At 49.6% G+C, this 18,956-nt stretch carries 18 protein-coding genes; 13 read left to right on the top strand and 5 right to left on the bottom strand.

Going from position 1 to position 18,956, the window contains the following annotated elements; translation table 11 throughout:
* Window positions 1–82 precede the first annotated feature (82 nt).
* Both CBE73_RS21705 and CBE73_RS21710 read left to right on the top strand, forming a co-directional pair.
* Entirely contained in the window at window positions 83–1,474 is a 1,392-nt protein-coding gene (locus CBE73_RS21705) for an MATE family efflux transporter (protein ID WP_094096025.1), read from the top strand.
* A gap of 103 nt (window positions 1,475–1,577) precedes the next feature.
* On the top strand, window positions 1,578–2,468 hold the full coding sequence (locus tag CBE73_RS21710; RefSeq protein WP_229752739.1) for a divergent polysaccharide deacetylase family protein: 891 nt from the start codon (window positions 1,578–1,580) through the stop codon (window positions 2,466–2,468).
* Between the two features lie 7 nt (window positions 2,469–2,475).
* Here CBE73_RS21710 and CBE73_RS21715 read toward each other — a convergent pair whose 3' ends face one another.
* Window positions 2,476–3,144, bottom strand: coding sequence for an N-acetylmuramoyl-L-alanine amidase family protein (locus CBE73_RS21715; protein WP_244905509.1), 669 nt, complete (start codon window positions 3,142–3,144; stop codon window positions 2,476–2,478).
* 201 nt (window positions 3,145–3,345) lie between these two features.
* On the opposite strand from CBE73_RS21715, the gene CBE73_RS21720 reads away from it, so the two are divergent.
* A complete protein-coding gene (locus CBE73_RS21720; RefSeq protein WP_094096027.1) occupies window positions 3,346–3,540 on the top strand; it encodes a YqzE family protein in 195 nt (64 codons plus the stop codon).
* A gap of 96 nt (window positions 3,541–3,636) precedes the next feature.
* Here CBE73_RS21720 and CBE73_RS21725 read toward each other — a convergent pair whose 3' ends face one another.
* The 3 genes from CBE73_RS21725 to CBE73_RS21735 all read right to left on the bottom strand — a co-directional run bounded on the left by CBE73_RS21725 (window position 3,637) and on the right by CBE73_RS21735 (window position 7,544).
* Entirely contained in the window at window positions 3,637–4,695 is a 1,059-nt protein-coding gene (locus CBE73_RS21725; protein WP_094096028.1) for a hypothetical protein, read from the bottom strand.
* Window positions 4,696–4,848: 153 nt separating this feature from the next.
* Entirely contained in the window at window positions 4,849–5,781 is a 933-nt protein-coding gene (locus tag CBE73_RS21730; protein ID WP_094096029.1) for a YqhG family protein, read from the bottom strand.
* Window positions 5,782–5,783: 2 nt separating this feature from the next.
* A complete protein-coding gene (locus tag CBE73_RS21735; protein ID WP_094096030.1) occupies window positions 5,784–7,544 on the bottom strand; it encodes a DEAD/DEAH box helicase in 1,761 nt (586 codons plus the stop codon).
* 346 nt (window positions 7,545–7,890) lie between these two features.
* On the opposite strand from CBE73_RS21735, the gene CBE73_RS21740 reads away from it, so the two are divergent.
* From CBE73_RS21740 to CBE73_RS21785, 10 genes are all read left to right on the top strand, one after another.
* Window positions 7,891–8,892 (top strand): LacI family DNA-binding transcriptional regulator, encoded by a 1,002-nt coding sequence (locus CBE73_RS21740; RefSeq protein ID WP_094096468.1) that lies wholly within the window; start codon window positions 7,891–7,893, stop codon window positions 8,890–8,892.
* Window positions 8,893–8,927: 35 nt separating this feature from the next.
* Window positions 8,928–9,752: an ABC transporter permease gene (locus CBE73_RS21745; RefSeq protein ID WP_094096031.1), complete on the top strand. Its 825-nt coding sequence runs from the start codon at window positions 8,928–8,930 to the stop codon at window positions 9,750–9,752.
* Between the two features lie 54 nt (window positions 9,753–9,806).
* Window positions 9,807–10,844 (top strand): ABC transporter ATP-binding protein, encoded by a 1,038-nt coding sequence (locus tag CBE73_RS21750; protein ID WP_094096032.1) that lies wholly within the window; start codon window positions 9,807–9,809, stop codon window positions 10,842–10,844.
* A gap of 112 nt (window positions 10,845–10,956) precedes the next feature.
* Entirely contained in the window at window positions 10,957–12,135 is a 1,179-nt protein-coding gene (locus tag CBE73_RS21755; RefSeq protein ID WP_094096033.1) for an extracellular solute-binding protein, read from the top strand.
* Window positions 12,132–12,977 carry an ABC transporter permease gene (locus CBE73_RS21760; protein ID WP_094096034.1) on the top strand — a complete coding sequence of 282 codons (846 nt, stop codon included), beginning with the start codon at window positions 12,132–12,134 and terminating at the stop codon, window positions 12,975–12,977. The genes CBE73_RS21755 and CBE73_RS21760 overlap by 4 nt, the downstream gene beginning before the upstream one ends.
* The gene (locus tag CBE73_RS21765; protein WP_094096035.1) at window positions 12,974–13,444 is read left to right on the top strand and encodes a hypothetical protein; all 471 of its coding nucleotides are present in this window, start codon (window positions 12,974–12,976) and stop codon (window positions 13,442–13,444) included. The genes CBE73_RS21760 and CBE73_RS21765 overlap by 4 nt, the downstream gene beginning before the upstream one ends.
* The gene (locus CBE73_RS21770; protein ID WP_094096036.1) at window positions 13,444–14,490 is read left to right on the top strand and encodes a CehA/McbA family metallohydrolase; all 1,047 of its coding nucleotides are present in this window, start codon (window positions 13,444–13,446) and stop codon (window positions 14,488–14,490) included. The genes CBE73_RS21765 and CBE73_RS21770 overlap by 1 nt, the downstream gene beginning before the upstream one ends.
* A gap of 79 nt (window positions 14,491–14,569) precedes the next feature.
* The gene (locus tag CBE73_RS21775; RefSeq protein WP_174704791.1) at window positions 14,570–15,286 is read left to right on the top strand and encodes a glycerophosphodiester phosphodiesterase; all 717 of its coding nucleotides are present in this window, start codon (window positions 14,570–14,572) and stop codon (window positions 15,284–15,286) included.
* A 346-nt stretch (window positions 15,287–15,632) separates the two neighbouring features.
* The gene (locus CBE73_RS21780) at window positions 15,633–17,255 is read left to right on the top strand and encodes a cellulase family glycosylhydrolase (RefSeq protein ID WP_229752737.1); all 1,623 of its coding nucleotides are present in this window, start codon (window positions 15,633–15,635) and stop codon (window positions 17,253–17,255) included.
* Between the two features lie 180 nt (window positions 17,256–17,435).
* Complete coding sequence (locus CBE73_RS21785; protein ID WP_094096038.1) at window positions 17,436–18,143, top strand: GDSL-type esterase/lipase family protein; 708 nt, start codon at window positions 17,436–17,438, stop codon at window positions 18,141–18,143.
* 55 nt (window positions 18,144–18,198) lie between these two features.
* Here the strand turns inward: CBE73_RS21785 and CBE73_RS21790 are convergent, their stop codons facing one another.
* Window positions 18,199–18,432: an LSm family protein gene (locus tag CBE73_RS21790; protein ID WP_094096039.1), complete on the bottom strand. Its 234-nt coding sequence runs from the start codon at window positions 18,430–18,432 to the stop codon at window positions 18,199–18,201.
* Between the last annotated feature and the right edge of the window lie 524 nt (window positions 18,433–18,956).

Consider the following 18,956-nt stretch of genomic DNA (forward strand, 5'->3'; position numbering starts at 1 on the left):
ATGAAACCTGAATGTTAAGGTAAGGTCGGGAATTCTAGGCCGGAATGGATCCGGCAAATCAAATAGTAAAAGATGTGATTCCATGTCCCAGGCTCTCGTTAAGCTCAAACCTGCTTCATTGTTAACGAAATATTTCTCAGGCAAATCCATCAGCTATCCGCAGATGATTGCCCTCTTTATTCCGCTTCTGGTGGATCAGGCCTTTATAGTGGGGCTGAATTTAATTAATACGGCCATGATCAGTTCATCAGGGGTTGCTGCCGTAAGTGCGGTCAACATGGTGGATTCCCTGAATATCTTTCTGATCAGCGTCTTTGTTGCGGTAGCTACCGGCGGTACGGTTGTAGTGGCCCAGTATAAGGGAAGCGACAATCCGAACATGGTCTCCAAATCTACGGCCGGGACCATTTCTTCTGTGGCGGTTCTGTCGCTGGGGATTGGCGTGCTGCTAAGTGTATTTCATATGCCGGCTTTGAACCTGCTCTTCGGTTCAGCGGCGCCGGATGTCTTTGATAATGCACGGATATATTTGATCGGCAGCAGCGTCTCCTATCTCGGCATCGGGATTGTGGAGGCGGTCTGCGGAGCGCTTCGGGGGATCGGCAGAAGCCGTGCATCCCTTTTTTTGTCGCTGATCATGAATTTGTCTTATGTGGTTTTGAATATTGTATTTATTAATTTTATGCATATGGGGGTAACAGGACTATCGGTTGCCATGAACGTATCACGCTATCTGGCTGCGGCCTGCGCGATTCTTTATCTGGTCAGAGTCGATACGAATCTGCAGCTGCGGATTATGGATATGATTCGGATCAATTGGGCCATGTTCAAGAAGATCATGTTTATAGGATTGCCGTTTGCAGCGGAGCAGATGTTCTTCAACGGCGGGAAAATTTTGACCCAAATCTTCATTGTTGGTCTCGGTACTAATGCCATTGCAACCAATGCGATTTGCGGGACCTTGGCGAATGTGGTGCAGATCCCGGCCAACGCATTGTCTCTGACCGTCATTACGGTTGTGGGGCAATGTATCGGCAGCAAAAACATCGATGACGCCAGAAAGTTCACGAAATCCTTCGTATGGCTGTCGTCCTTGTCGTTTGTTCTGACTGGAGCGATCGTCATGTCGCTGTTTCATCCGCTTGTCTCGATGTTTCATCCGCCACAGGAAATCGTACATGACATCTTTATCATTATGCTGATTAATTCCTTGATCCAGATCCCATTATGGTCGATCAGTTTTATAGCGCCATCCGCCCTGCGTGCGGCGGGGGATTCCAAATATACCTCTATCGTTTCCATGCTTTCCATGTGGCTGTTCCGGGTCGTGCTCGGCTATATACTTGGTGTGGTTTCGCCGCTCGGTATTCTTGGGGTTTGGCTGGCCATGGAACTGGAGTGGGGCATCCGGGGTTTCATATTCATGCGGCGTTTTGCCGGCAACAAATGGTATCAGCACAAGCTGATCGATTAATAATGGTTGTACCTGTGCGTCAAGGCTTCATTTTCCTGTACTAATCCTTCCTCCAACATCAAACAATGTATTTACCGACAACTACGAGTGGAGGGAAGACGAGATGAGCACAGGAATCAGAAATCCGTTCAACAAAACCGTGTTTTGGCTGACCCAGGTTATGCTTGGAGCGGTTTTGTTCTTACAGCCCGGTTTGGCCGGGGCTTCTTCACTTACACAGGGGACGCCAGCAGGAAGGCCTTTCGATTCTGACATCGAACAGCCAGCGCCCAAACCAGCCTCAGCTGTCAAGAAATTAGCCATCGTCATCGATGACTTAGGCAATGATATGGATGGAACGCAGGAAATCATGAAGATGCCGATTAAACTGACCGTTGCGGTCATGCCTTTTATGCCGACAACAGAGCGGGATGCCAAGATGGCCCACGAACGCGGGTTTGATGTGCTGGTTCATCTGCCCATGGAACCCAATCACGGCAAACCGGAGTGGCTTGGCCCAGGTGCCATCATGAGTTCCTTAAGCGATAGCGAAGTCCGGACCCGGGTGGAGCAGGCGATTGATAACGTTCCGTACGCAGTTGGCATCAACAACCATATGGGCTCCAAAATAACCGCTGACCCCCGGATCATGTCCATCGTGCTGGATGTTTGCCGGGAACGCGGTTTGTTTTTCCTGGACAGCCGTACGAATTATAAGACTGTTGTAGGCAAGCTGTGCAAGGAGAAAGGCATGCCGGACATCGGCAATGAATTTTTCCTCGACGATCAATATAATCAGCAGCATATCATCCAGCAAATGCACAAGGTGATGAACTGGATGAAAGATCATGACAGCTGCATCATCATTGGACACGTCGGTGTTCCGGGGACCAAGACAGCTGGCGTCATCCGCAGCTCAATCCATCAGATGCCGAAGGACGTAGAATTTGTAACGCTGAGTGAATTTGTCCGAGAACGTAACGGCGATCCCATTTTACGTGGAATATTACCTTAACGCGCCGTTAAGACTCAAGAAAATAACGGGCAATCCCCGCGACAATCGCTTGGGCGACCTTCGTCTGCCCTTGGGACGAGTTCAGAAAATTCCGGTCCTCCTCGTTGCTGATAAAGCCTGTCTCGACAATTACAGCTGGAACCTCCGTATGATTAAGCAGATAAAAAGGTTCACCGACCTCCGATTTCCAGGAACTGTGGTAAAGATCATTTAAGGGCTCCTGGAGACAGGCGGCCAGCAGGGCGCTTCGTCCTTCATCCTGATGAAGAACGATAGGGCCTTTTCTTGTTTTATTTTTGGACCAATTCACATGCAGGCTGACCACGATAGAAGTTTTAACATCCTCACTCATTCGTTCTCTTTGGGTCAAATCTCTCATATGACGGGACCGGCTGCCGTGCCAGCGGTTCTCATCACTGAGCGCGTAATCTCCGTTTCGGTTCAGAATCGCCCTGTACCCTTCACTCCGCAGTAGCATATACAGCCGCTGGCCGATTTCCAGGTTGATGTTTTTCTCTAAAATGTCCCCATGAGATGTTCCGCCGTCTATGCCGCCATGCCCTGCATCAATCAGGATCACCGGTTTTGGAAAAGCATGGTGCGCCGGATTATCCGCCGGCTTGTCATCTGCCCGAACCGGAAGAGGCAGCAGAAGAACAGTAGAAATTGAAACCATGAAGAGAGTAAGAAACCATTTGTTTTGCTGACCTTTAATCATACCGTTCACCCTTTACAAGGATTTATTTGCCTTTATCGTAAGCAAACCTCAGCTTCCTTATGCATCCGCCCGTTTAAAAAGTCTCTATTTGTACACAATAAAGATAACGTCAGGGGCGGAATAAGAAATGAAATCAGAAGATGCAAGGAGGAAGACAAGATGGCCAAAGGTGACGAACTGGTCAGGTTTATAACGGAGCGGGTAGTAGATTATGTAGAAACACCGAAGGAAGTCCGTAAGGTACGGAAGCAGGTCAAGGAACCATGGAGTACAAAATGGTTTGGAATGCTCCCGGCTTCTTTATCGATGTGGGGACAAAACACCTTTAAACGCAAACGGCGAAATATACGCTGAGAGAAGACAAACAGAAACAGAGTGTTTTCCGGATAGGAGCTAGGCCCGGAAAGCAGCTCTGTTTTTTAATGCGGTATGCTGTCTGAATGGCAGGAACTAACGGCCTGTCCAGGCTTTAAATTCTCCGGCTTCTGCGAGCGCGCTAAACGAGATATAGCGGGTCAAATTTTCCGTCTGACTGATTAAGTATACGATCGGCTTTGAGCCGGCTTGACCGGCAGCCGTTTGATTCCACAGCTGGTAGCCGGAAATCGGGAGGGATTGCGCATAAGTGCGGGAAGCTCCTGAGGAGAACAAGACCCATCTGTCCGGCTTGACTGGTTTGTCCGCCAAAGCGGCTGCATTTTTGAATTGAACCGGATTAAGCTTAAGAGACTTTCCAGTCATCCACAATATATTATCGTCTGGATGGAAGAAAAGGGAATGTTGAACGGAAGATTCAGGTTTCGGCAAATCTGCTGCCTCCGGTTTCCCCTGAGCGCCGCTGTACATAACAACAGTTCCGCTTAAGTCTGAAAGAGGCGAAGCTTTCTCACGGCTTAGCCAGTCTGCATCGCTATCCGGCAGCGCTTCGCCGCCGGCAGCTTCATAATACATGGACGGCGACTTGCCGGACTGACCTGTTTGACCCGATTGATCTGATTGATTAATAACTTTCCATTGAGTGAGCGTAGGGCCGCCATAGAGCGGTACCAGACTGTCATTGCTGCCCAGCGAAAGTCGTTTAGGGTTGTACAATGGTTCTGGACCGCTGCCGTATTCAATCAGCGCCAGCCCGCCCTCAGGTTTAGCACCTATGATTAGATAACCTACCGGAGTCCGGCTCGGGGATATCAAGCTGACCAGCCAGCCATGGGTACCGGGACCGAGCGGATCAATCGCTGCGGTGCTTTCTTTCCATTCCGTGAAGCCTTCCTGCTCACCAAGCGTTTGAATCAGTTTGCGGGCAAACAGCTGGACCTCGGCAGGCGCGGTTTCTTGCGGAGCTTCAGCCTCTTTGAGCAAGGAAGAGAAAGCCGTATAAGCGGCAGGAACAGTAGCAGTAGAAACAGTAGAACCGGTAGGAGCAGCTGCATTTCCTACGACTGCTGGAGTGAGCAGCAGTGCACCGAGCAGGAGCAGGGTTATATTTTTGGATAAGGCGAAGCCTTTCATGACATCATCACCTGCACTTTTTAGAAATGGTGAGACTTGTCCTTACATCGAATTTTCTCCATTGTAGTTAAACTGTGCAAAAAAGGGTGTAAGTCCCTGTCGTGAGCCGCGCTGCAAGGGACTTCTATTTTTGCTGTCTTTTAGCGACAGAAGTCAGGTTCTTGGCATCAGGCTGGAACGGAGATGAAAGATGCCGCAGTTTATGGCGGAAACTTGGATACGGGGCTCAAACTGCCACCTGATCTCCTCGCCTCTGGCTTCATATTGCTGCTTGGCTCCCAAGCGCGTTTCTTCATTTTCGTCCTCAAGCAAATGGCTGTAGTAGCCGTCAAGAATAGCAAGCTCTTCCTCCAGTCTTGCCCGGGCTTCAAGCGCCCAGCTGTCGTCCAGCTGACGCAGATAGGCTTCTATCTGCTCCTCAAGCAGGCTCTTGCCTTCCTTAAGGGTGAGGGAAGTGGGGACAATGCTGATATTCTCCGGCAGCCGGTTCAGTAAAGGGATTTTGGATACTCGGTCGCCAAACCGGGGATCGACTGTTCCACTGGTCAGCGATATGCCGTAATAATGCAGCTCCTCCCGTTTCATGTCACAGGCGAATTCCGCTTTAAAGCATACGCCCAGCCACGGTTCATAAGCAGCAGGAAGCAGGGTTCTCCGCTGCAGCTGTCCCGGATCTTCAAATACATAGACAAAACTGCCTCCGCGTCTGGCCGCTTCGAACAGCTGCTGAAGCCGTGGGCTTCCAAAGGACAGATCTTCCCGCTGAATCCGGCCCGGTCCCAGGATGGGCAGCGGCCGGACGGCGCCGAAATGGCGGCTCATTACGGAGTCCACCTCCGGTGCAGCGGCAGGGAAGGCGGAGTCATACCGCTCCGGATCAAACACAAATGTATAGGACATCGTTTCGGGTTCGACATTGCAGCGATCCACATATGCCCAATAATAAGGGCGGTTCGTAAGCTCGCGATCCGCTTGCGGGGAAAGCTTGACGGTTACGTGGTGCTCGGATTCCTCGCGAAGCTCGCATTCCGTCGCTTCCAGATAGGCGCGGACATAATTACGAATTTCCTTTGCCGTCATAGTCATCGTTACGAACCTCCCAGCAATTCTTGCACCGGCGGTGCGCTGTTACCTTCCTCTTGACTCGATTCCAGTTCCTCCTTGATCGCGATCATTGAGGAGGCCAGCGATTCCACACCTTGTTTAATCTGCTCCTCGTTATCGGCCTCAAGCAGAATCTTGTAAATGCTTTTCTCCAGCGAGCCTTGCTTCTCCAAGCGTTCCAGGATAACGTCCAGGCCGCCGATGACCATTTCAAACATATTAATCTTCTCGTGCAGCAGGTTAAGAATATGCTCCTCAATCGTACCGACGGTCGATAAATTATAGATTTTAACGTCATTTTTCTGCCCCAGACGATGAACCCGTCCAATCCGCTGCTCAACCCGCATCGGGTTCCACGGCAGATCGAAATTGATCATATGATGGCAGAATTGCAGGTTGATGCCTTCGCCGCCGGCTTCGGTGGCAATCATTACCTGGGCCCGGCCGCGGAACAGATCCATCATCCAGTCTTTTTTGCCCCGGTTCATATTCCCGCTGTAGGGAACGGCACTCATGCCTCGGTCACGGAAATACTTTAGCAGTGATTCCTGGGTCGCACGGTATTCGGTGAAAATAATGACCTTCTCGCCGGGATCGATGCTTTGGATCAGCTCGAATGTTTTCTCCGCTTTGGTGTTGGCTTTAATCGCTTTAATCGTGTGAACAAGCTCCCAAATCTTATCGCGCAGCGGGGAGTCGGGAGCCAGCTTTTTCGACAAGTTGACCAGCGTCACGAATACCGCATCCCGGCTGCTGCATACTTCCCGCTGTAAAGTGATCAGGGAGAACAGGCTGTTCAAATCACCGCCGGCCGCCGTGTACTGTTCTTTGACAAACGTGGTAACGCCGTCATACAGCGCTTTCTCTTCCTCGGAAAGCTCCAGCGGGATGTTGCGAACGATCCGTTTGGTGAAGTCGAGCTGGCCGTCGCTGCGCCGGTTGCGGATCATGACCTTGGATAACTCGCCGCGAAGCGCATCTTCGTTTTTGGGCTTCCTTTTATCAACGACAAAATTGGCCGCAAATTCGTTCTGTTTGCCCAGCTGCCCTGGCTTCAGCAAGGTGATGAGATTGAACAGCTCGTCCAGATTGTTTTGAACGGGCGTTGCCGTAAGCAGCAGACAATATTTTTTACGCAGTCCCAGCATGAACTGATAATTAGTCGTTTTCTTGTTCTTCAGCTTATGGGCCTCGTCTACAATCACAAGATCATAGACTCCGCCGTGCAAAATATCTTTATGCGGATCCCGTTTGGCCGTATCCATGGAAGCAACAACGATGTCGGACTGCCAGGAATGCTCCTTCTTCTGAGCAATGGCAGGAATGCCGAATTTCTGATTCAGCTCCCTGACCCACTGCAGCACTAGCGAAGCAGGAACAAGAATCAATACTTTACGGACAAGACCGCGGATTAAATATTCTTTCAGGATAAGGCCTGCTTCAATCGTTTTGCCCAAGCCGACTTCGTCGGCCAAAATGGCCCGGCCGCGCATTTCAAACAGAACCTTATGCGCCGTATCGACCTGATGCGGCATAGGCTGAACAGCCGAAAGATGTTTAAGACACTGCAATTCCTCGAAATGGGTGACAAGACCGGCTTGTTCTGCCTGCAGCGAAAGCCGCAGAAGACGAACATCATCCCACGGGCCCCCTCTGTCGAGACGGCTCTGCAGATTCTCGTGCCAGCTTTGATCAAAAGTGATAGGCACACCGCTGTATGGTTCCGGGATGTCCTGCACGCTCATGTCCAAACTACCTCCTTTGTCGGCAAACAAGAAACTTTGTAGAAGTAGTATGGACGAAATGGAAGGAGTTCATAACCGGAATCTGAGGTATCCGAAAAGAGAGAGGACTTGTACTGCGTATTTACCTGCCGCAAACGATGTTAACACCAGGTTAATATAATAGCGTTTTCTTTGGCCTTTTCCCGGTTAGAAGATGAGATCTGCGTAAATTGTCGAATTTCGCCTCATGATTATTTACATTTTTGATTACCCGGATTAATACGAAACTTACATTCGAAAGGTATTCTGTTTCATGTGGGAACGATCTCATATGGGAACGGTCTCACATGAAAGTGAGGTTAAGGGTGTGAGCAACATTAAAGAAATCGCCCAATTGTCGGGCGTATCTAAATCTACGGTTTCAAGAGTTATATCCGGGCGCGGCTATACCAGCCAGGAAGCCCGGAACAAGGTTCTCAAGGTGATCCAGGAGCTTCAGTACAAACCAAATGCGGTAGCACGGGCCATGGTTTCACAAAGGACACACAATATCGGAATTCTTATTTACCGGAGTCATTATCCCGTAGTGTCCCATCCTTTTTACGGAAAAATACTGGATGCCATCCTGGCCGCCTCGGCGCAGATGAATTATTCCGTGTTTGTCACGACCGATCAGGAAATGTCGTTTCGTTCCGCGGATTTTATGCTGGAGAAAAGAGTGGACGGGCTGATCCTGATCAGCCGGCTGGAACAAAACGTCATCGACCATATCGGCAAATTCGGCGTCCCTTATGTTATGGTCAACGGTTCTACGGACGTCTCCGGCGTGATCCATATCGTCAACCGGGATCAGGACGGCGGGCGGGAGGCGGCCCGGCATTTGACCGGCTTGGGCCACAGACGGATCTTCATGCTTGCCGGTCCGCAGTCTCACCGGAGCCACCATTTACGGCTGGAAGGCTTCAGGAGTTACCTAAACGAGCAACGATTGGAGTGCTCCGATTCCTCGATCGCTTATCCTGAAGCGTCTACCTTTGAAGAAGGCTACCGCAAAATGGAGGAGAACTGGGAGCATTTTCAGGGCGGGCAATACACGGCCGTCTTCGGCACCAACGATATGATTGCGCTTGGCGCCATGAAGTTTCTGATGGAACATTCCGTGAAAGTTCCCGGGCAGGTTGCCGTCATGGGTTTCGACGATATCGAAACGGCTTCCATATTAACGCCTTCCTTGACCACGATTAAAGTCGACACTGAAAAAATGGGGCGGCTCGCCTGCGTGATGCTAGACAAGCTGATCCGTCAGGAAGCGGTCGAGGACACGGCAATTGAACTAGCGCCGAAGCTGGTTATCCGGTCTTCCACTTAGCAAGCAGCTTATATAACGAAAGGAGAGTTTGTTGCATGAGGTGGTATTTGAAAGCGGTAGGGCCTAAGAAAATTATCGAGTTTCTGCTGCTGGTCGTCTTCGTCATTTTCTTTATGGGGCCGTTATTAAATCTGGCAATCCTGGCCTTTACGGGCAAATGGAATTATCCGGACATGCTTCCGAGGGAATGGTCCCTGAAATGGTGGAGTTTTGTGCTTTCGCAGGACGGAATCGCCAAATCGATAGGCCTTTCCTTCGGCATTGCCGCCATCGTAACCGCCTTGTCCATCATTTTGTGTATCCCGGCGGCTTACGCATTTGCTAGAATCCGTTTCCCGCTCAGCAAGTTTTTCCTGTTTTCATTCCTGCTGACGCACGCCTTCCCGAAGATGGGGCTTTACGTCTCGATCGCCGTGCTGTTCTACAAGGTAGGGCTGATGAACACGCTGGCGGGCGTGGTGCTGATTCATATCATTAACGTCCTGATGTTTATGACCTGGATACCAACCTCCGCCTTCCGTAATGTACACACGGCGCAGGAGGAGTCGGCGAGGGACGTCGGAGCCAGCCCGTTCCGTGTTTTTCGCAGCATTACACTGCCAATGGCCATGCCGGGAATTATCGTGGCTTCAATCTTCACCTTTTTGAACTCTTTAGACGAAGCACAAGGAACGTATCTGGTAGGTGTACCGAACTTTAGAACGATGCCCGTTGTCATGTACGGCATTATTACCGATTACCCGGCTTATGCAGGGGCCGTATTTTCGATTATCCTGACCGCTCCGACCATCATTCTGCTGTTCGCCGCCCAGAAATTCGTAAGCGCAGATGTTCTATCGAGCGGATTTCAGATCAAGTAATCTGTCTGAGAACGCTAATCATTACGTCACTTTTACTTATTCAAGGAGGTCCTTATGCAGGTTCAATTATCGATCCAGAGACTGACTAAACGTTATAAGACAGGCGACGGGGTATCCGATATTTCACTGGATGTGGCTAAAGGCGAGATGATTACGCTTCTTGGTCCTTCCGGCTGCGGGAAAACAACGGTGCTGCGCAGCATCGGCGGTTTTCTGGATCCGGACTCCGGCGACATTTTGATCGAAGGCAAAAGTGTCCTGAGCGCTCCACCCGAGAAACGCCCTACGTCCATGGTTTTCCAAGGTTATAACCTGTGGCCGCATATGACGGTTTATGACAACCTGGCCTTCGGCCTCAAGATCCGCAAGGTCAAGAAGTCCGAACGCGATAAGTCGATTGACGAGGTGCTTGAGCTGGTTCGTCTGCCGGGATCCGGGAAAAAATATCCCGCCCAGCTGTCCGGCGGCCAGCAGCAGCGGATAGCGGTGGCGCGTTCGTTGCTGCTCAAGCCGTCCGTGCTGTTGCTGGACGAGCCTTTCTCCGCGCTGGATGCCAAACTCCGCCACGAGATGCGCGAGGAGCTGCGGGAGATTCAGGCCGAGCTCGGACTGACCATGGTTTTTGTAACCCATGATCAAGAAGAGGCTTTGTCCATCTCCGACCGGATTGTGGTCATGAACCATGGTCATATCGAACAGATCGCAACGCCGCAGGAAATTTACGATGTTCCCAAGTCTCTCTATGTCGCTCAGTTTATAGGGAAAATGAACTTTGTTAAGGGGGTGGTCGCCAGAGGCGCGATTACGACAGGTCCATTAAGCTTTCCGAATTCACATTTGCTTTCGGGTTCTGTGACCGTGGCCATTCGGCCTGAAGATGTTGTAGTGCAGACTTCAGCGGGACAGGAACCTGGGCTTCACGGCATTATCAAACAGATCATGGTACTTGGACATTATGCCGAGGTTTCCGTTGATGTCCGTGAACAAGGTACAATTCGGGCATTTCTGGCGCGAGATGAAGTCAAGGAACTGCATCCTGGTCAGGAGGTTTCCGTACAGTATGCCAAAATTCTGGCATATCCGGAGGTTTAAAGTCTGAAATCCAGGGACAACCCATTAATCCAGAAACAAACTTGGACGCTCTGGCCATTAGCTATTTATCCTATCCCAATCATCTTTCCTAATTATGAGGAGGTATTATTTCATGGTTAAAAAGAAAACGGCTTTTTCTTTACTGACAAGTCTAGTTCTGGCAGGTTCTCTGCTTGCAGGCTGCGGTGACAATAAGACGGCTGAATCGGCTCCGCCCGGCAGTGCAAACGCAAATGCAGGGACTCCATCGGCAGCTCAATCCTCTGAATTTACTTTCTACTATACAGGCTCGCAGAACGTGGATGATTTGTGGAAGGCGCTTATTCCGATGTTTGAGGAGAAAAATCCGGACATTAAAGTGAAACCCGTTTACGTCGCTTCAGGCACGGCGGCACAGCCTACCTACGATAAAATTCTGGCCGCCAAGCAGGCCGGTAAAGGCTCCGGCGGTGTAGACCTGTATGAAAGCGGCGTTGATGACGTGACTAAAGGACAGAAAGACGACCTTTGGGATACGCTTGCAGCCGATCAGATCGCTAACCTGAACAACGTAGACCAGCAAACGCTCCAGGACGTTTCCAATTTGGCGATTCCGTACCGTTCTTCCGCGGTCCTGCTGGCTTATAACAGTGACAAAGTCCCTAACCCGCCGAAGACGCTGGACGAGCTGTATGACTGGATTAAGAACAATCCCGAAAAGTTTGCTTACAACGATCCTTCCACGGGCGGAGCGGGCAGCTCTTTCGTGACGACATCCATTTATAAATTCCTGCCTGAGGATGCGATTCACAATTCCGACCCAAGCATTGAAAGCCAGTGGACGCAAGGTTTTGATCTTTTGAAGGATCTGGGCAAATACGTATACGGCAAGGGCATTTATCCGAAGAAAAACCAGGGCACACTTGACCTGCTGGCCAGCGGCGAAGTGGACATGATCCCGGCCTGGTCCGATATGGTGCTGGATCAGCTCGACAAAGGACAGCTTCCTGCATCCATCAAAATGCAGCAGGTAACGCCTGGCTTTAACGGAGGTCCAACTTACCTGATGGTTCCTAAAGAGTCTGACAAGAAGGATGCCGTCTACAAGTTCCTGGACTTTGTTTTATCCCCTGAGGCTCAAGCCGTAGTGGTCAGCAAAATGCACGGCTTCCCAGGTATCAAGCTGTCCAACATGCCGCAGGACATTCAGGATTCCTTTAAAGGCGCATCCGACGGCTTCCGTACATTCAACCTGGGCGATCTAGGCACGGAAATCAATAAAAGATGGCAAAGTGAAGTTGCTGCCCAATGAGTAAACAGGCAAAAAGGGGGATGCTGGGGTTAGCCCTGGTACTCCCTTCCTTTCTAATATTGGTGTTCATCGTCGTTTTGCCTATCATCGGTTCCTTAAAAGAAAGCCTTACGAATGAGCAAGGCGGGTATGATTTCTCGAACTACCGGTACCTGTTCACCGACAAGCTGATGCGTTCCAATATTATTTTCACGCTTGAAGTCACCTTAATTTCATCGGTGCTTGTCCTGTTAATCAGTTATATCCTTGCCGTATACATGAGGTTTAATGACGGTTTTGCCGTACGCTGGATTCGCCGGATGTACATGATCCCCATCTTCATCCCGGCTGTTATCGCCACTTATGGCATGATCCAGCTGCTGGGCAATCACGGCTGGGCTTCCCGGATTTTGTACCATATGGGGAACGAAAGTTTTCCACGGATTATTTTTGATATGAAAGGCATCATTATCGCGAATCTATGGTTCAACATTCCATTTACCACAATGCTGCTTGGCTCGGCCATGTCAGGGGTTCCCGATGCCGTGATCGAAAGCGCCAAGGATGTGGGGGCCGGCAGACTCCGGATCTTTTTCAAACTGATTCTGCCGCTGACCTACAAAACACTGCTGGTTGCCGTAACCTTTGTCTTTATGGGGATTATCGGATCCTTTACGGCACCTTATCTGGTTGGACCTAACGCGCCGCAAATGCTCGGGGTTTCGATGGAGCAGGTCTTCGGCGTTTTCCAGGACCGTCAGCTTGCTGCGGCTATGGCTTTCTTTACCTTCCTGCTGTGTTCGTTTATCGGTTATTTCTATATCCGTTCCATGATCAAGGAAGAAGGGATGCGCCAGTCATGAAGACCTATCTGATAGACGTACAAGGCCAAGTGACTCCCTGCTGCAGCAGATCGCATATCGCTTACCGCTTTTTTCTTCCCCGCCCAGGCGGGAAGCTCTGTGTCGACTTTGCCTACGGCCCTAAAAATCTGGAGGATCGGGAGAAAGCCAAAACTTTAATTGAAGAAAGCGTAGGACTGTATGTTGAAGAGGAATTCCAGGAGCAGGCGAAAGCCCGCTGGGAATCCCATTTACCGCTCAAAAATCTGATTACCGTTTCCGTGGACGCGCCGGACGGGCACCGCGGAGCCGCCCATCGGCATGACCCGGAGCAGCATTTGGTTATAAGCCGGGATGAGGCATCTCCGGGGCTGGAACACGGGGAATTATTCAAAGGTTTGTGGGAAGTGACGTTAAGCGTGCATGCCATCGTAACGGACGGCTGCGCCTATTCGCTGCAAATTTGGCAGGAAGAGGGGGATGCCTGATGAGCTGGCTGGCTTGCGAGCTGCATACGCATACGTTTCACAGCGACGGAAAACAATCTTTGTCGGAGCTGGCTGCCGGTGCCAAAGCGCTTGGCTTTGACTGTATTGCCCTGACGGATCACAACACCATGACAGGACTTGCAGGCAAAGAGGAAGTCGAGCGGGAGAACGGGATTTCCATTATTCCGGGAATGGAGTGGACGACATTTTTCGGGCATATGGTAACAATCGGGTTAGACAGGTATGTAGATTGGCGGCCGGTAGGCCCCGGAGATATTCACGCAGGACTTGCCAAGGTTCATGAACAGGGCGGCATTGCCGGCATGGCGCATCCTTTTCGTCCCGGGAGTCCGATGTGTACGGGCTGCTACTGGGAGTTCGAGGTCAGTGACTGGAACGATATCGATTATATCGAAGTCTGGTCCACAACATTTGCCCCTGTGAAAAATAACAATGCCAGAGCCTACCGTTTCTGGACGGACAGGTTAAACGAAGGCTATCGTTTGGCCGCCACTTCGGGCCGTGACTGGCACCATCAGGAGCCTACGGATGAGCCGTTGTCCGTCACCTACCTGCGCCTGGAAGACAACGATGCTCCCCTGAGGGACCGGGCAATCCAAGCCTTGTCGTCGGGAAGAGCCACCGTAACGCTGGGACCGCGGCTTGATCTTGAAATCAGCCGGGAAGGAACAACGTACGGAATAGGCGACGTCATACCCGGCCTTCCGGAAAGCGGACAAACTTTTGATCAGGAGCATGTTTCTGCTGTTCAACTCTCCGCTGTCCAGTCTTCCTTTGTCCAAGTTCTGGCCACAGCCGATTTTTCGGTGAGAAGCGGACATTGGGAGCTGCCGGAGCAAACTTTTACACTTAAGCTGGACAGTAACCAAGGTGTGTTGTTCGAAGGCTCACTGCTTCGGGATCTGCCACAAATTACGGCTGAAGTTCCGGCTGAAGAACTAAAATGGCTGCGTGCCGAGCTATGGGGCATCATCCACGGCGTCAGAACCTTGATCGCGTTTACGAATGCCGTTTACTTTGAATAGAGAAAGGGAGAGATTCTGGATGACTGTTAGTGCGGCCCAAAGAAAGTCCTTTCCTTTAGTTACGGCCCATACCGGTTGTATGGAAACGTTGGACAATACGTTGGAATCCGTTCGCAGAGGCATTGAGCTTGGAGCGGATGTGATTGAAGAGGATGTACGGGTAACCAGAGACGGCGTGGCTGTTTTGGCTCATGACGATCTTTGGCCTGCAGTCGGCGGCGAGCAGATCCGTATCTCCCAAATGGATTTCGCTGAGCTTCGTAAGCTGGAGGTAGAGGTAGATCATGCGGGGAAGAAGGGAATCATCAGCTTCCGTACCTTGGAGGAGATGCTGGAGATCATCAAACCGTCCGGCAAAATAGCCAATCTGGACTTGAAAACGGATGAGGCCATAAATGCGGCTGCTGCAGTTGTTGATAAACTGGGTATGCTGGAACAAGTTTTTCTGTCCGGATGCGAGGTGGACCGTGCCCGGGAGGCCGAGCAGCGCCAACCTAAACTGAGAAAGCTCTTGAATGCGGACGTTAAGCTGTTTACGTCCATTCCTTATGAACAGGCAGTCAGCCAAACTTGCCAAGACGCCTTGGAAACCTCCTGCTTCGGGATTAACATTTATCATGAATTCATAACTCCGGCGCTGCTGGAACGTGCTCAAGCCTTAGAATTGCCGGTCTATGCCTGGACAGTAAATGATACAAAGCTTATGGAGCTGTATGCCGATATGGGGGTAGCGTCCATAACCGCCCGGAATGTGGAAGCCTTGGTTGGGTTAAGGATGAAGAGACGCCAAACGTGAAACTTAACCATCTAAACCTTTCAGAATCACAGCAAGCCATGAAGTGCGCGCCCAAAACGCGTGCTTTTTTTGTTTTAGGACATGAGAAACAAAACCTTTTTGAATCGGAAAATGGGATCGCGAAGAGCGCTAAAATCAGATTGACATAATTGCCATATTCTAACTATAATCTTAGCGAAAAAGAAAAATGTAAGCGTTTTACATAGGGAATGCAGGTAATCGGGTACTGTTCTTACCAATGGAGTAAATGAAATCGATTTCGAATTCCTTCAATGAAAGGAGGTGAGGCTGACGGATTCGCGGTTGGTCTCCGCATGGGACAATACATTTAAAGGAGGAACTGATCTTGCAAGTCAAAAAAGCCTTTTCGTTCATTTTCGCCTTCACCCTGATTTTTGGTTTGATGCAGTTTGGCACCCAACCTAAGGCCGAAGCGGCTGCGATCGGAGCTAGTGACTTTTTGAAGACAAGCGGTACTCTCATTAAAAATAATTACGGAAACGGAAATGTAGTCAACCTTCACGGAACGAATCTGGGCGGATGGCTGCTCGGGGAGAATTGGATGTCGCCGCTTGGCGGGACGGATGAATGGACAGTTCGTTCCACGCTGCTTAACCGGTTTGGAGCGGCCGCTACCGACAGCATCTTTGCCAGCTACCAGGATACCTGGATTCAGGCCAGCGATCTGGACAATATCAAGAACCTTGGATTAAATATGGTTCGCGTTCCGATCTATTGGGAGAACCTGATGAACCGGGACGGGTCTATGAAAGCAGACAGTGTTTCGTTTCGCAAGCTGGACTGGCTTGTCTCCGAAGCGGGCGCTCGCGGGATCTATGTGATGCTGGATCTCCACGGAGTGCCAGGGAATATGAACGGCTGGCAAAGCGGAGGACGGGATGGCGCTAATGAATTGTGGAGCAACACGACTTATCAGGACTGGACGGTCCAAATCTGGCAGCGTCTTGCTAACCATTACAAAGGCAACCCGGTGATCGCAGGTTACGATTTGCTTAATGAACCGGTAAGCAACAATTCCAGTCTTTCTATCAGCCAAATGTACGACAGATTATACAAATCCGTTCGGGCGATCGATCCGGATCATATTATCGTCGTCGAAGCTTTCGGCTACTGGAATAATATTGTTTCTCCTTCCACTTACGGCTGGACCAACACTGTGTATGAGCTGCACAACTATGATTGGAACGATAAAGACTACAACAGCCAGAGCAACAGTATCAATCAATGGTTCGCGGATATCGCCTCCCACCAGCAGAGCTGGAACGTGCCTGTTTTTGCGGGTGAGTTCACTTTATTTGAATTCAACGACCTGTGGGAGAAATATTTGTCCGGTTTGGATGCGCTGAACGTCTCCTGGACGAACTGGACCTACAAAATTACAGGCGGGGGCAATTGGGGGCTTTACAACAACAATTCCAACCCGTTCCCGAATATGAACAGCGACAGCGTGGATACCATCAAGAGCAAATTAAGTAAATTTGCAACAAGTTTCCATCAGAAGAATACAACCCTGCAGAATATCGTAAAAGCTTACGCTCAGCTTAGCACTCCTTCGAGCATCAAAGCGGTGGCCAACGGTAAATACGTAACCGCTGAGAACTACGGTAATGACCCGCTGGTCGCTAATCGTGATTCTGTGGATGCATGGGAGAAATTCATTATGATTACCAATGCGGACGGTACCGTATCTTTCTTGTCTTTGGCGAATAACAAATATGTAACTGCCGATTTGAATCAGGGTGGAAAACTGGTTGCCAGAGCCCAAGGTATTGCAGGCTGGGAGAAATTCCGCAAAACAACCAACGCGGACGGTACTGTTTCCTTCCAGGCGGTAGCCAACAACAAGTATGTAACCTGCGATTTGAATGCCGCCACGCCGGTGCTTGTAGCAAGCCGGGACAGCGTGGGAGGGGCATGGGAAGCTTTTACAGTGACAACGGCTCCTTAAGCTAAGAATGCGGAAACGTCTTTCTCATATTTATATGGGAGGGACGTTTTCCTTTTTGGGAATTTTATGGTTGCTTGGGTACCGCTTGCTTGGATCTTCTAGCCGCACCTACATAATTTTCAAGCTGAAGCCGAAAATAAAGAATAGAATCATCATTTTAAATGAAGAGGAAGAGGACTAATGCAAAAGCTGGGTCGTAAAATTGTGTTTTTTCTCGTGTTGGCTGCTCTGGTATCCATTCCGGTCATTGGAGCAACCTCCGAAACCCCGATTTATATGAAGAACAAAACCTACCTCCTGCAGGTAGCTAATCAGTCTCATTATAAGGTGCAGCATGCCGACGTCGTGATGCTTGGTGATTCACTTACCTTTAATGTACAGTGGAATGAGCTGCTGGGCCGGAATGTGGCTAACCGGGGAATAGGCGGCGATTTCACCTCCGGAATGCTGAGCCGGTTGGATTATGTCACGGATTTAAGTCCCTATATGGTATTTATCATGGCAGGCATCAACGATTTAACCAGCGAGAAAGTTACCGCAGAGGAGGCGTTTAATAACTATGCCAATATCCTCAACCGCTTGCAGGAAGAACAGATTACGCCGGCAATCACCCTGACTTTATATGTAGGGAAAGAAGTTAAGAACTATATGACGGTTAATCAGAGAGTTCAAAAGCTGAACGGGTATCTGAAAAGTTATGCGAATGCCCACAGCATCCCTTACATCGATTTAAATAAAGTGCTTGCCCCTAACGGATATTTGCTTTCCAATTACTCCATTGATGGTATTCATATTAATGGTGACGGGTATCAAATTTGGGGAAACAAAGTGAATGCCCTGATTGATCAGGTCTTGAATACGAATCAGCAGTCCGTTCCGCAAAAATAGCATAAGCCCCGGGGATTAATCCCCAGGGCTTTGTTCTTCTCCGATGCCTTTGTAGTTAAATTAAAGAAATAGCCAATAAACTAAACAAGCTTAGAGTCAATAGTCCAGCCCCAAATCCCGGGTATCCAAAGAATGCAGACGTTGTGACGCTGCCGCCTTCAGGACGCAAATAAACATTATTCCGATCCACATCTACAAGTGTACCTCGATATTCATTTCCGTCTCTGGTCAGTATTCTGACTTTTCTATTCTTGTATCTCAGACAATGATAGTACATCTGATCAATCATTTCAGCACCTCCTGTTTGTTCCTAATGTATGAGGATAACGGCTTGCAGGCACGGCGGATAACGGGAGGCAGACACAATTGCTTTAAATATAGGTGGATTAGTATTAAAAGACTGAAGTGCGGCAGCTAGAACCTTGAAGAACGTTCAGACATCTGCTAAATAAAAAAATAGTAATTGGAAAATTATGTGGGTTGCCAAGCAGCTTGAGATCGTGATATATTCTTATTCCAGCCGCTTAAAACAACTGGTCGTGGCCAGTAAGGCTGGCAGTGAATGATGAGCTGCTTTCTATTGAAATTTTAATAAGTTAAATAAACTTAAAAAACTTTTCGAAAAAAGTGCTTGCCAAACTGCTGATAAGGTGATAAGATATAAGAGTTGCTGCTGAGAACGAAAGCGAGCGACAAAATGAAAAGTTTGATCTTTGAAAACTGAACAACGAGTGAGAAATAAATTGAGATACTTAGGGTGAAACAATCCTAACGGATTGAATTTCATCCGATCTCGTCAGATTCAAAATGAGT

It is taken from the genome of Paenibacillus physcomitrellae (assembly GCF_002240225.1).
Classification (GTDB): domain Bacteria; phylum Bacillota; class Bacilli; order Paenibacillales; family Paenibacillaceae; genus Fontibacillus; species Fontibacillus physcomitrellae.